Below are 12,798 nucleotides of genomic sequence, written 5' to 3'. Positions count from 1 at the left end.
AGGTGCATTTTCAAGGGTGTCAACGTTGAGAAATTTTTGTAAACAATCATCTGCATAAGATTTCCCTTCTTCAGGGGTTTTAGGGGTTCTAGCAATAAATCCACTGAGGAAAATAGTGCTTCCCCAGAATGCTTTTTCGAGTATTGATTTCTTTTCTTTCTTCCAATCCAGAAAAAATAGATCGGGTGGTTTGAGTTTAGATAAATCATTAATATTAACACCATCTGTACCCATATTTTGAGGATAAAATAACGTTATTGAAAAACTATAAGTATCGTTGAGAAATTGAGGATAAATAAATCCTTTATAAAGAATCGAGTTTTTCTTTAGATTTATTCTTTGAATGCCTCTTGATTTCGTATTTTTAATTAAATCAAAATTGGGGATATTTAAATTTAAAATTTCCTCAAAATCAGTCCGTAATTTTAATTTGAATTGATTCTCATTTCGATCTGATACGCCATATTCATCTAAAAGAGTTTGATAAAAGTTTTGAATTTGTGTAATTCCAATTTCTTCGCTTGTAAAATCAGTTAACTTGATTTCTTGTAAATAATAAGTAAACAGGCGAACATTTGGAGCATAAATCGTTTCTAAAGTTGTTGTCATTTCTTTTCTTTGCGATTCTTTCGTTTGTTTTGGGCATCTTCGATCGCCGATCGCAAAGAAGAATTAGTAATAGGTTGTTCGGTTACATCTGGAGGCGGCGGGGCTTCGTTATCAGCTAAGGGATCGCTTTTTACGGGTCTTAATGCGCTTAAAATCCGAGTGTATTGGTTTTCTTTACACCATTTAGTCAGCATTAAAGTTAGTTTTTTGGGCTTGTCATCGGTTTGAGCCAACTTGCTTTTTAGGGTTTCTAGCTGTTGCCAAGCATCTTCAGGAACGATCGCGCTGTCTGGATTTTGGCTTTCTTGGTTCAAAATGCGGATGAATTGATGGATAATTCGTTCAGCTTCGGTCATCGATCGATCCTCACTGCGAGAGATAGAGAAATTTTACACTCAATTATAAAACTTTGCCTACAAGCCAATGGCTGTAAAGGCTGCCCAATAAACCGGATTGGCAAAAGGGGGATTTTTATCATACAAGTCTAGCCGAAGTTCGCAGTCGTCTAGAGCGTCTTCACTCAACTGCAAATCATTCTGCAACCACCCTAAAACGGCTTCACAGGAGACATTTTGCAACCAACGTTGGGCAGCTTGTAAGGCGGTTGGAATGGAAGGAAAATAAGGAAGTTCCTGATATAAGCGAATCATTAATAAGGTCGTTGCAAACTCATCGGCTTCCCACAGACTGGCTACCACTGTCCGCGTCCCTGCATAGAAAAAGGCACTGGCTAAACCCACATAGTCATCGGTGGAGGAGGTTTTGACTAACCCCGTTTTGCAGGCGGAAAGGACTAAAAGACGACTGTTGGGAATGTCCAGACTGGTGAAGATATCTTGAAAGGTGAGTTTTTCCTCATTAGCGAGACGGAGATAGGAGTCAAGGGGGGAGTCTTCATCGAATTCACCGTGACAAGACAAATGGAGATAGGTCGCTTGGCGCAAGAAATCTCGGTTTTCCCTTTGGTTGAGGTTGGCTTTGGTGGCTTCGGTGTGTTTGAGAACCTGTTGGGGATGGAAATTACGGCGCAGTATCTCTACTTCTAAGTCAGCGTAGGAGAGGTTTTCGGTAGGGTTTTGCAGGGCGAAGAAGGGGGTGGTTTCTCCGTTTAAGGGAGGGCGTTGACGGAGGTTATTGAAAACTTGGCAACTGGGGGCATATTGTAGGGGGATGAGGTCTTGGAGGCGGAGGTTTTCTCCTTCAGCGAGAGGAAGGGCGTGGAGGGGAATGAGATGGAGTTCGCGGTGAGGGATGAGAATGAGACGTTGGTAGTCAGAAAGCCATGAGAGTAAGTGGGAGAGGTGGAGGGCTTGGCTGAGGGTTTCGAGGTGTTGTTGGAGTTGTTCTTCCCAGGGTTGGCTGTTGTCGTGGCGGTAGTTTTGGATGGTTTGGTCGAGGGTTTGGCGGTCTGTGGCGTTGAAGGTGAGGACGCGAATGGGGAAATGGTTGTCTGGGGTGGGAGTGATGAGGAAGACATAGAAGCCAGAATCTGGGTTGGGGGGGAGATACCACTCAATGAGGGCGGTTTTGGAGTCGAGGAGGCGATCGAAGTTGGGGAGTTGGGGAGAAACTTGTTGGGTGAGGGTGAAGTCAGGGTCGCCAATTTCGGCGAGGAGGTCTTGGAATTCTTGGTTGGCGGCTTGGAGTTGTTGGCGGATGAGGGTTTGGGGGGAGGGTTGGTTGGGATGCTTCTCGCTGGCAGGGGTGAGGGTGTCGCTGGAGGGGTAGGCGAGTTGTTGTTGGTAGATGGCGATTTGACGGCGCAGGTCGCTGATGCGTTGTTTTTGTGCGTCGGTAGCGTTTTTGGGGTAGAGTTCGGCGCTATCTAGGAGTTCAATGAGGGTGCGGGATTTGCTGCGTTCGACGGTAAGGAGGGCTTGGGCGTAATCTTGTTGGTTGATGCAGGCTTGCACCATTTTTTGGTAGATGTCGAGGGAGTTTGCGATGAGTTCCCGTTTGGTGGCTTCGGATGTTGCCCAGTAGCGGCTTTGTTCGATGGCAAGGATGGCGTTGTTGTAGCCTTTGATGGCGATTTTCCAGTTTTCTTGCTCAAATCCCAAGTTACCAAGGTTGCGTCCGGTTTGGAGGCAATCGAGGGGCAAGGTTTCGGAGGTACGGACTTCTAAAGCCGCTTGGTAGGCAGATATCGCCTGTTCTAAGTTTTCTCCTCTTTCCCCTTGAATGCGGTATAAGTAAGCATTCCCTAGATTATTTTGGATGCCTGCCCATTGTTCGGGAAAAGCGGCACGGGTGTAAACCTCTAAAGTAGTTTGGTAGGCAGCGATCGCTCGTTCTAAGTTCTCTCCTCTTTCCCCTTGAATGCGGTATAAGTAAGCATTCCCTAGATTATTTTGGGTGGTTGCCCATTGTTCGGGAAAAGCAATACAAGTACGGACTTGTAAAGCAGCTTCGTAGGCAGCGATCGCTCGTTCTAAGTTCTTTCCTCTTTCTCCTTGAATGCGTTCGCGGTAGGCATTCCCCAGATTATTCTGGGTAGTTGCCCAATCTTGGGGAAAAGCAGCACGGGTAAGGATTTTTGAGGCAGCTTCGTAGGCAGCGATCGCTCGTTCTAAGTTTTCCTCTCTTTCTCCTCGGATGCGGTCTGAGTAAGCATTCCCCAGATTACTTTGCGTCCTTGCCCATTGTTCCGGAAAAGCAGCACGGGTATAGATACCTAAAGCGCTTTCATAAGCAAAAATCGCTTTTTCTAGGTTCTCTCCTCTCTCCTTTTGGATTCGACATAAGTAGGCAGAACCTAGATTATTTTGTGTCATTGCCCATTGTTCGGGAAAAGCGGCACGGGTGTAAACTTCTAAAGTGGCTTCATAGTGGGCGATCGCACCTTCTAAATTCTCTCCCCGCTCTCCTTGGATGCGCTCCCAGTAAGCAGTCCCCAGATTATTTTGTATCATTGCCCATTGTTCGGGAAAAGCAGTACGGGTGTAAATTTCTAAAGTGGCTTCATAGTGGGCGATCGCAACTTCTAAATTCTCCCCCCGCTTTCCTCTGATACGGTTTCTGTAGGCATTCCCTAGATTATTTTGGATGCCTGCCCATTGTTCAGGAAAAGCAGTACAGGTGTGGACTTCCAAAGCAGTTTGGTAGGCAGCGATGGCTATTTCAAGATTACTAGCACGACTGCCTAATGGAAATTGTACGATTTGATTGGCAAAATTAAAAATAATGGCGGCAATATCAGAGACTTGATTTTCTTCTATTTCGCTGAAAATATGACTCGCCCATGCTTGCAATATCTGAGCCAAGTTCAAATCCAATTTATCTAAATTCTCTTGCAGTAGAGAATAAACCATAACCGGATCCCCTTCACTTTCTAAAGTCGCTTGCAGTACCTCTCTTAAAAAATGCAAATATTCTTCTGGTGTTGCCTTAGCTTCCCTTTCCTATTGGGTTGTACTCTGGAGATATTCTGCCAACTGTTGCGCCAGATTCAGCAAAAACCCTGCCTCATCGTCCCGTCCTTTCCCTTGCAACTGTTGCGCCACCTGCTGACACACCAACAGAAACCCCTCATCAATTAACGCCTGATGGTCTTGGAGGACTTGCCCTTCCTCCCCACTGGGACAGGACAACAAGGCTTGAATCAAGGCGAGATATGCCTGTATGCGTTCTTCATTCATGGCAGGGGAGAGAATCACTTATTTTATTTTAGCCTCGCCTCGAAACGTTCTCGCAATTTGAAACCTCGATAATCGGAATCGATCGCTTGTTGAGTATAGTAGACTCTCGGACGACCCGAAAGCGATCGCACGGCATTGCCAAACATCTCAAAAATTGCGCGATCGCATGCTCAAACGGAGTGTTAGAAACACTCAACTTAACGACTAACAAGGCATTGAGCCAATAAGGACGCTTTCGCTTCTTCAGGAGTGAAAACAATTGAGAAGGAGACTAACTCCATGAACAAGCGTCAAACTCAAACCAAGCGCCAAACGCCCATGCAAAAGCAATTTGCAGCCGACTGCGAAGCCAAACGCAAAGAATGCTTCTTAGGTGTGGCTCGCGAATTGACCGGACGCGCCAAGCAACGAGAGTTGTCTGCAAAAGACAAAAGTCTCGACTGGGAGAAATTCAACGCTTACTTCGAGAAAGCCTACGCCGATTATGACAGCGAGGAAATGCTCGAAGAGATTCTCAATAACGTTTATTGGCTTGCAGACGAACAAGCCGTTATCGACCTGCGCTTCCGCTATCTGCGCGATGCTCAAGAAGCCGCCAATGGCAAGCGACACAACGATGATGATGCTGACGAGTTTGCTGTAGCCAAATAATCCCAAACTCAAAAGTTGATGTATAATGCCCTCTTAGAGGGCATTAACTCAACACTTTTTTTCAAACCCGCCCACCCATCTACCAGTTATCAGCGATGCACTGAGCTTGCCGAAGTGTCACCAGTCACCAGTTAATCGAGGTGACTGATTCAATTGACCAAACCCGCTCTTAGTGCCGTCACCGCCACCCCCACGCGATCGCTGGCCACCAACTTATCCATAATATTGCGAACGTGGGTTTTAACCGTATGAGGGCTGAGATACAGATCCGCCGCAATTTCTGCATTCCGCTTCCCTTCCACCAACAACTTTAACACCTGCAATTCTCGCTCCGAGAGCTTGACATTTTTGAGATATTCCATCGACTGGGGAATCTCTTCCACCACCATCCCTGCCACCTTGGGATCGAGATAGAGCGCCCCATCCCGCGCAGCCGCGATCGCCGATAACAACTGTTCGACCTTGGCTCCCTTGATACAATAAGCCTCCGCACCGCTACCCAAAGCCGCTCTGACTTGCGCCTGCTTTTGATGGCAAGTTAACAGGACAACCCCCACCTCGGGCGACTTGGCTTTAATGCGTCGAGTGGCTTCAATCCCGTCCAGTTTGGGCAATCCAATATCCATCAACACGACATCCGGTTTCAACTCTAGCGCCATTTTTACCCCCGTTGCCCCATCTTTCGCCATTCCCAGCAAAGACAGACAGGAATAATCTCGCAAAACCTGCTGAATGCCAAGCTGCATCACCGGATCGTCTTCGACAACCAGAATATTGAGAGGGGTTAAATGTTGAGATAAAGCGGAAGAAAACATTGCAAAGATAACCGATCGATACAGAACTACAAATAACTACGATAAAGGGGAAAAATCAAAACTGTCACCTCAAGCCACGCGATCGCCAGACTCCACCTCATAGCCGGAAAAATGGGCAAACAATCCCCAAACATCGGCAAATCGCAAAGCCAAGTTTTGCTTCTCAAACTCCGCTTTCTGGTACTCGTCCAACTGCAAAGCCGTTAATAACTGCTTCTCCTCCCAGTCCGTTTGCCAGTGTGCGATTTTTCCCTCAAAATAGCTGAAAATCCGCTCCTGCAATAGCTCCGATGCACCACCGCAACAGATCGCCCCGTCCAGTTGTCGCAAGGGAGGGAGTCGCTCGTGCAACCAATGGGTTAAGATTTGCCAGTATTCTGCCGTTGCCGTCGCGATCGCCTCTTCTAAATCCCGTTTCTCGCGATCGGCTTTGCTCGGGTCGGTGGACTTGACCAAATCTTCCACGACAATACGAGTCGCCTGTCGATAGTCTCGCCGCGCTTGCTCTCGATTGTGATAACCTTCTCGCAGAGTCGCGATCGCCCCCTGTATCTCATCCCGGCTCAATCCAGAGACCTTTGCCGCAACCTTATCGATGAAGTCGTAAAAGCCGAGTTGAGTCGTGCTGCTTTCATTGCGACAGAGGGTGCCGTTGCGAAAGAGCAGCAAACTGGTATTGCGATAGCCGAACATCAGATAAGCGAGGGTTTGATTTTGAAAGCGCTCCAGTCCGTCGCGGCGAATGGTAGAAAAGACAACGCCTCCCGCTTCTGCCACGCATTCATAGCGTTTCAATCGGATGTTAAAAGAACGCTCTCTAAAGTAAAATCCCTCTAAGGCTTGCCGCAACTCGACTTCGAGGGAGTCTCGGTTGGAATATTCCCCAAAGGGAATTAAAAGAGCTAAATCCAAAGTCAATCGCTTGCTGGCATTTTCTTTCACTGAGATCGCGCCCAATGCTGCTAAGATTTTAGGAATCAGGGACTCGTATTTGAGACGCTTTAAGCTCACACTAGCGCGATAATCTCTTGCCATCCTCCCCACAGCAAAACACTCTCCCTCCGAATTCAAGCGCACCCAAGCATTATCCTCCGGTTTGCCAGAACCCAAGGAAGAGGGAAGGATAGAAACCGAAGCAGCAGGTAGGGCAACGGTTTCCGGCTGCATGGTTAAATATCGCACGGGTTCCGAACCCATCCGATAGAGAATTTTGCTCAAACTCGTCCCCGGATCGTAACAGACGAGCAATTTTTGCGATCGCTGTGACATAACTCGATTTTGTACCTACAAGGTGAGGCTAACAAGCAAACCTTTCCCCATTCCTCCCCTGTCGAGGGGTTTTCTGTCGGATACTTCCCCACCGGCGAGTCATCCGATGGGATCTACAACCCCAATAAATCCTTGGTTTTGCTGAATTCTTTTGCAGCTTCTTCATCCTCGCTGTTTTCCTCGTTATCGGTAGGAGAATTGGGGGAAGGTTGGGGAGATCGCATTGTACTCATGTCTGATATTTCTAACTCCCACTCCGAAGCGATCGCTCTGGCATAGGCAAGGCATTCTTCTAAGCATTGACGGGCAATTCCACGGGAGTGAGGATCGGTTTTATCCAAGACAAACGGTAAAAATCGTGCCTGCAATGTTTGCGAAGCTAACTCCTGTCTGTCTCCCGGATGCGTTTCTAAATAGGCAAGAATCTGCCCGAGGGCGCTCTCGGATCTCGGACGCAGGCGCAGGTATTGTTGGGGCTTTCGATCCATAATTCAGTTTGAGTAATTCTGAGTAATTCTAAGTAATCTTGAGTCAAGATTACTCCGATTTTGAAGCTCGATCGAGGCGATCGAACTCTAAAATTATTACTCAATCTTACTCAAATTTACTTGGAATTCCTCGAACAAAGGCGAAAAAATAACTCGAAATAATCCCTTCAACTGGAGTAGCAAGTTGTGAGTTTGTCCGGACAAATTAGCACTCTTAAAAAGCCAATTTCCCAGAATTTGCCAAAAATCCTCTTGCGGACACTGCGATCGCAGTTCGTGTCGGTTATCGGTTGAATGTTGTCCCTTCGATCGCGCATTGGATGTCGCCAAATGCCTCAACTCTCAGACCACCCAAAAGTAGGCAGATCGAAACAACAAAATCGCCTTGTTGTAGGAAGGAGAAACGGTTTTCAATTCGCTACTGTCGCCATAGAGCCAAGACATGATGCCCTATGAGCTTATTGAATGCTAAATTTATTTTCTGTACCCTCATGGTTGGATGGGGTTTGGCAATTGCCGGATGCGATCGCTCCCCTGCCGCACCGACGGGAAGCGTCAAAACTCCCGATCCCCCACTCCCCATCTATGAAGTGAGTTGGAAATTCTGTACCAATCGAGCCAATGCCATTATTGGAGCAGATGCTTCAGGATGCGTGCAAAATGCCCAACTGCTCTACGTTTGGGGCAATGAGCAAGATTACCAACCCCAAGGAGTCCTGCTAAGAACCAGCGTTCCCTCGCGGTTGAATCCTCACGTCAGCTACAGAGTCGCCCTTTTCTCCCGAGGCTGCTACCCCAAACACAAAATCGAACCCAGCACGCCGAGTTACTATGGTGCGGATAGAACTCTCATGTTAGAGAAGAAATTTGCCGCCAACCGACCGGCGATCGCATCGGTTGAAGTGACTGCCAAACGAGTCGAGAATGCAGAACAATTGACCAATCTGGCCAATTTCGGCTCGTCTTTGACCTTTGGCGAAAGCTGTCCCCGTCTCGATTACAATCCCTTCTCATTGGCATCGTGACCCGCAGAGAACGCCGTTTGGAAATCCGCGTCAATGATACCGAATACGAAGCGATCGCGGCGAAAGCCAATACCGCAGGGACGAACATTAGCGAGTTCGTTCGCTCTAGTGCTTTAAGACGGCAATTACCGCCATTGAAAAGCGATCGCAATGCCTACGCTTTGTTAGGTCAAATTCACGGGGAAATCCAAACCATGCTCGAAAGAACTGACGAGAAACTCGAGCAAATGGGCGATCGCCAATGGCTCGAATGGCAGCAAAACGCCTTCGCGCACATTCTCGAACGGGTGGAGGTGGTCATGCTGAGTTTGGCAGGGACAGAATAGGGCTTGATACAGGAAAATCAAAGTATTGCAACCATGCACGCTCGCATCATCTTCGGCAATAATTTTCAAGGCTGTCTCGATTACGTTTTTGGCAAACCGGGGGCGAGAATGGTGGGCAAGCATCAATTGGCGGGTCAAACCCCGATACAATGGGCAAGCCAGTTCGATCTCATTGCCAGCCAGAGCCAGCGCATCCAGAAACCGGTGATGCACGTCGATCTCAGCCCCCATCCCGACGATCGCATGAGTGACCAAGCGGGAATTGCCTTTGCTCGCCAATACTTCCAAGGCTTGGGAATGGATTGCTGTCAGTGGGTTCTCGCCGAACATACCGATGCGATTACTCCAGAGGGCAAGCCTCGACCTCACTTTCATGCCATTGCCAACCGCATCCCCCTCAACCAGACCAAAGCGGTTGATTCTTCTTGGCTCGGACTGCGTTCGCAGCAAGTTTTGCGAGAATTGAGAGTAGAGTTTGGCTTGCGTCCGGTGCGAGAGTCCAAGGCGATCGAGCGAAAACCCCCGTCAGTGGGACAAGAACGACGCTATCGACGAGAACGACAAGAAGGCGATCGCTTCGGACTCCCCGAACTTCCCGTTAAGGTACAGTTGCAAAACGCCATCGATGAGGCAACTCGAGAGCCGATCGCGCTTCCCGAACTCATCCAAAGGCTACAGCAGCAGGCGATCGCGGTTCGAGTACGCTTGACTCGCGAGGGTGTGGCTACGGGAATCAGTTATTGTCGCGAGAACGTGGCTTTTAGCGGCACGCAATTGGGACGAGCCTACACCTTACCGGGATTGCAAAAGCATCGAGGAGTCGATTGCGAAATCCAGAGCAATTTTACCACCTTTCAACCCTCAACGCATCTATCGGAAATGTCCAATCCAACCCCTTCACCTCCCGGTCCAGAAGAACTCCTTCAAGAGCAGCAAGAGCAATGGGTTCGGGAGATAGCTCCCATTTTGCAGCGATTGCTCGATCATTACGAGAAAGACGAACTGGAAAACGATCGCTATGAAATTCATCGTTTGGACGAGGGACGGCAAATCTCGGTGGATCGCAAAGAGGCTCTGAGTTCTCCCATTCTCGGCGTTAAATGGGAGGGAGAAAATCTGAAAATTTGGGCATCTCGCTTGCAGGTGCGGGATGTGGAGCATTTTCAAACCATCGGTCGGGAGTTGGCACAAATTGGGGAGAACGAGGTACAATTCTTGGAAACCAGTCCGGAGATTGACGGCGAATCGATCCCGTGCGATCGCGATTCGGAACGAGAGGGTTATGGGGCTTCACAAGGCAAACAAAAACAACGGACTCAGTTACAGCGATCGCAGCGACAGTTGCAAATTTGAAGATGATTGATTTTAAAGAAGCACAACCGGAGAAGCGATCGATGCTAAGGACTTTAAGCGATCATCTAGCTTAGTGAAATCACTGGAATTGAGGCAGAAGAAGTAGTAGAATCTCTTTTATAGGAAAAATCAAATTAATCAATCTGCGTACTGAGTATTGTATATCAAACGAACAATGTCACTCCCAAACAGAAGCAACACGAATAATCTCAGTCAATTGCATTGGGTATTACGTCAAAACGATCGTGCGATCGATCAATGGGTTCAAAATATACAAATAACAGATATTGTTACATCTGCTGCCCTTAGTCCAGATAATCAGATTGTTGTTGGGGGAAGTTGGAAAAAAATTTGGATTTGGGACATACAAACAGGGCGTATTATTAAATCTTTTACAAAACATAATCATTGGATTTTATCAATTGCTATTAGTCCCGATCGTGATTTTTTTGTCAGTGCTAGTGCAGACCAAACCATCAAAATTTGGGATTTAAGCTCTTATAAGCTCCTCTATAATTTGGAAGGCCATACTAATGGAGTTACTAAGGTTAAGATAAGTCTTAATGGCAAAAAGCTAATTAGTGCAAGTTTAGATCAAACTATTAAAGTTTGGGATTTACAAACAGGAAATCTTATCAAAACATTAACAGGACATTCTGGTGAAATTTGGAGTTTAGCAATCAGTGAAGATAGTAATTTTGTTGTAAGTGGAAGTGAAGATAAAACTATTAAAATTTGGGATTTAGAATCTGGAACTTGTCTGGATACTTTAAATCATCATTCTGATTGTGTACAAGCCATTGCTATTTGTTTTGCACAAAAAATACTCATTAGTGGAGGCAAAAATGGAGAGATTAATATCTGGAAATATAGCGAGAGAAAAAATCGAAATAAGTCAAAAGCAAAGAAAAAGAATTTATTTTCTAGGTTCGTAAATTTTTTGGACGATCTTTTTCAAAAACCCAAAAAAGATGACTGGCTTACATCTCTTGAATTAGATCGAGTTGAAAAAGAAAATTATTCCATCAATGATTTAGTTTGGCTTGATCGCCACCACTTTTTAAGTGCTTGTGATGAATCTGGTTTAGAAGTTTGGGGTTTGAAAAATAAAAATAACCTTCAGAACTTTTGGGAAAATCGAAACTTTTCAGGCATTTTTAGTTTGAGTAAAAATGATTCAATATTAGCCATTGCAGGTCGAAACTGGATTGAAATCTGGTATATTAAGCAGAAAAAACTATTATGTATTCCCCAAGGATGTTCCCATTCTATTTTGAAAAAACTTTGTATCTCTCAACATCCCCAAACGATTGAATTTGAGCAGAGTTATACCTTTCAAGTGAAAGGTATCGATCAAAATAATTGTGAAATAGAAATTCATAACATTTGCTGGAGTGCGACTAATGGAACGATTAATCAAAACGGAGTGTTTACAGCAAGTCGAGATCGAGAATATGTCAGAATTACTGCTAGTTTAGATAACTTTAAAGACACTACCTATATTTCAGTTGTTGAACCTCCTCGACTGTCATATCTATCAATTAAACTTTCCTCCAATAAGTTAAAATCTGGACAAAAAATTCCGTTGTATGCAGAAGGAATAGATCAATATGGAAATGCAATCGCAACAGGTGAACTTAATTGGTATGCAACCAGTGGCTCCATAGAGAACAATCAATTTATTGCAGGAAACGAGAATGAAATAGTTTATGTTACTGCGACTTCCAAAAAAATAAAATCAATACAAGCGACAACTAAAATTGAGATTGTTGTTCCTCCCAAACTATCATCATTAAAAATTTTACTTCCATGTAAACAACTTAAATATAGTCAAAAAATTAAACTTCGAGTTCGAGGAATAGATCAATATGGAAAAAAGATCGATCCCGGTACAGTTAAATGGAAAGCCAGCAGTGGAAAAATTAAAAAAGGTAAATATCAAGCCAGTAGAAAACCTGAAGTCGTTACACTTACTGCGATCGCAGATAATATTCAAACCTCTGTTCAAATAGAAGTCATTGAACCTCCACAATTATCAACTTTAGAAATTACGCCTTCTTCATCTAATTCTCCCATTGAGATACAGCCAAGTACAGGTCAAAAATTTACAGTTGTTGGTAGAGATCAACGAGGAAATTTAATGACAGTCAAGAAAGTGTGTTGGGAAACCACTGCGGGACAGATTGACGAACAAGGAAATTTAATGACAGATGAGTATCAACAGGGGGAATTTTACGTTACAGCAAGAGTTAACAATATTACTGCTTCAGCTAAAATTTATATTCCTCCATTTTACGAGATCATTGAAGTTCCCGAATCTCCAGAAATAGTTGAGTTAAAAATTTCTCCAGATTGCGTTGAAACCGAACCCGATGAATATCAACTTTTTACATTATCTGGTTTCGATCACGCTGGGAATCTAGTCACAATTAATTCGGCAATCTGGAGTTGTGCTCAAGGAGGTAAAATTTCTCAAGCGGGAATTTTTCGGGGTGGTTATAAACAGCGTTATGTTACTGTAACTGCAACAGTCGGAAATATTTCTAGCACTGCTGAGGTAACAATATTACCTGTATTGAGACGCTTAAAGATTATTCCCAATTTTGTCGAATTAAAATCCAATG

At 45.4% G+C, this 12,798-nt stretch carries 11 protein-coding genes and 2 pseudogenes; 5 read left to right on the top strand and 8 right to left on the bottom strand.

What is annotated here, in order from left to right:
- From VB714_RS12535 to VB714_RS12515, 5 genes and pseudogenes are all read right to left on the bottom strand, one after another.
- Positions 1-609 (bottom strand): annotated as a pseudogene (locus tag VB714_RS12535) (hypothetical protein); the annotation flags it as partial.
- Complete coding sequence (locus tag VB714_RS12530) at positions 606-965, bottom strand: hypothetical protein (protein ID WP_323224623.1); 360 nt, start codon at positions 963-965, stop codon at positions 606-608. The pseudogene VB714_RS12535 and the gene VB714_RS12530, both read right to left, overlap by 4 nt.
- 57 nt (positions 966-1,022) lie before the next feature.
- Positions 1,023-3,920: a CHAT domain-containing protein gene (locus VB714_RS12525; protein ID WP_323224621.1), complete on the bottom strand. Its 2,898-nt coding sequence runs from the start codon at positions 3,918-3,920 to the stop codon at positions 1,023-1,025.
- 90 nt (positions 3,921-4,010) lie between these two features.
- Complete coding sequence (locus VB714_RS12520; protein ID WP_323224619.1) at positions 4,011-4,247, bottom strand: hypothetical protein; 237 nt, start codon at positions 4,245-4,247, stop codon at positions 4,011-4,013.
- Positions 4,248-4,270: 23 nt separating this feature from the next.
- Positions 4,271-4,393: a hypothetical protein gene (locus tag VB714_RS12515; protein WP_323224617.1), complete on the bottom strand. Its 123-nt coding sequence runs from the start codon at positions 4,391-4,393 to the stop codon at positions 4,271-4,273.
- Positions 4,394-4,526: 133 nt separating this feature from the next.
- Here VB714_RS12515 and VB714_RS12510 point away from each other — a divergent pair, with 133 nt between their 5' ends.
- A complete protein-coding gene (locus VB714_RS12510; RefSeq protein WP_323224615.1) occupies positions 4,527-4,898 on the top strand; it encodes a hypothetical protein in 372 nt (123 codons plus the stop codon).
- A gap of 149 nt (positions 4,899-5,047) precedes the next feature.
- On the opposite strand, the gene VB714_RS12505 is transcribed toward VB714_RS12510, so the two are convergent.
- From VB714_RS12505 to VB714_RS12495, 3 genes are all read right to left on the bottom strand, one after another.
- On the bottom strand, positions 5,048-5,713 hold the full coding sequence (locus VB714_RS12505; RefSeq protein WP_323224613.1) for a response regulator transcription factor: 666 nt from the start codon (positions 5,711-5,713) through the stop codon (positions 5,048-5,050).
- A gap of 69 nt (positions 5,714-5,782) precedes the next feature.
- On the bottom strand, positions 5,783-6,982 hold the full coding sequence (locus VB714_RS12500) for a ParM/StbA family protein (protein ID WP_323224611.1): 1,200 nt from the start codon (positions 6,980-6,982) through the stop codon (positions 5,783-5,785).
- A gap of 113 nt (positions 6,983-7,095) precedes the next feature.
- The gene (locus VB714_RS12495) at positions 7,096-7,470 is read right to left on the bottom strand and encodes a hypothetical protein (RefSeq protein WP_323224609.1); all 375 of its coding nucleotides are present in this window, start codon (positions 7,468-7,470) and stop codon (positions 7,096-7,098) included.
- A 452-nt stretch (positions 7,471-7,922) separates the two neighbouring features.
- Here VB714_RS12495 and VB714_RS12490 point away from each other — a divergent pair, with 452 nt between their 5' ends.
- The 4 genes and pseudogenes from VB714_RS12490 to VB714_RS12475 all read left to right on the top strand — a co-directional run.
- Entirely contained in the window at positions 7,923-8,495 is a 573-nt protein-coding gene (locus VB714_RS12490; RefSeq protein WP_323224607.1) for a hypothetical protein, read from the top strand.
- The gene (locus VB714_RS12485) at positions 8,492-8,821 is read left to right on the top strand and encodes a plasmid mobilization protein (RefSeq protein ID WP_323224605.1); all 330 of its coding nucleotides are present in this window, start codon (positions 8,492-8,494) and stop codon (positions 8,819-8,821) included. Before VB714_RS12490 ends, VB714_RS12485 begins: the two co-directional genes overlap by 4 nt.
- Positions 8,822-8,854: 33 nt before the next feature.
- Complete coding sequence (locus VB714_RS12480; RefSeq protein WP_323224604.1) at positions 8,855-10,174, top strand: relaxase/mobilization nuclease domain-containing protein; 1,320 nt, start codon at positions 8,855-8,857, stop codon at positions 10,172-10,174.
- A 175-nt stretch (positions 10,175-10,349) separates the two neighbouring features.
- Positions 10,350-12,798, top strand: a pseudogene (locus tag VB714_RS12475) (WD40 repeat domain-containing protein); the annotation flags it as partial.

The sequence above is a fragment of the Spirulina sp. 06S082 genome, from assembly GCF_034932145.1.
Lineage (GTDB): Bacteria > Cyanobacteriota > Cyanobacteriia > Cyanobacteriales > Spirulinaceae > CCY15215.
This window is presented reverse-complemented; position numbering and strand designations above follow the sequence as displayed.

Coding starts and splice junctions, on each gene's coding strand:
- VB714_RS12500 (WP_323224611.1), bottom strand. CDS start 6,982: ATGTCACAGCGATCGCAAAAATTGCTCGTCTGTTACGATCCGGGGACG.
- VB714_RS12510 (WP_323224615.1), top strand. CDS start 4,527: ATGAACAAGCGTCAAACTCAAACCAAGCGCCAAACGCCCATGCAAAAG.
- VB714_RS12520 (WP_323224619.1), bottom strand. CDS start 4,247: ATGAATGAAGAACGCATACAGGCATATCTCGCCTTGATTCAAGCCTTG.
- VB714_RS12495 (WP_323224609.1), bottom strand. CDS start 7,470: ATGGATCGAAAGCCCCAACAATACCTGCGCCTGCGTCCGAGATCCGAG.
- VB714_RS12525 (WP_323224621.1), bottom strand. CDS start 3,920: ATGGTTTATTCTCTACTGCAAGAGAATTTAGATAAATTGGATTTGAAC.
- VB714_RS12515 (WP_323224617.1), bottom strand. CDS start 4,393: ATGTTTGGCAATGCCGTGCGATCGCTTTCGGGTCGTCCGAGAGTCTAC.
- VB714_RS12505 (WP_323224613.1), bottom strand. CDS start 5,713: ATGTTTTCTTCCGCTTTATCTCAACATTTAACCCCTCTCAATATTCTG.
- VB714_RS12530 (WP_323224623.1), bottom strand. CDS start 965: ATGACCGAAGCTGAACGAATTATCCATCAATTCATCCGCATTTTGAAC.
- VB714_RS12480 (WP_323224604.1), top strand. CDS start 8,855: ATGCACGCTCGCATCATCTTCGGCAATAATTTTCAAGGCTGTCTCGAT.
- VB714_RS12490 (WP_323224607.1), top strand. CDS start 7,923: ATGAGCTTATTGAATGCTAAATTTATTTTCTGTACCCTCATGGTTGGA.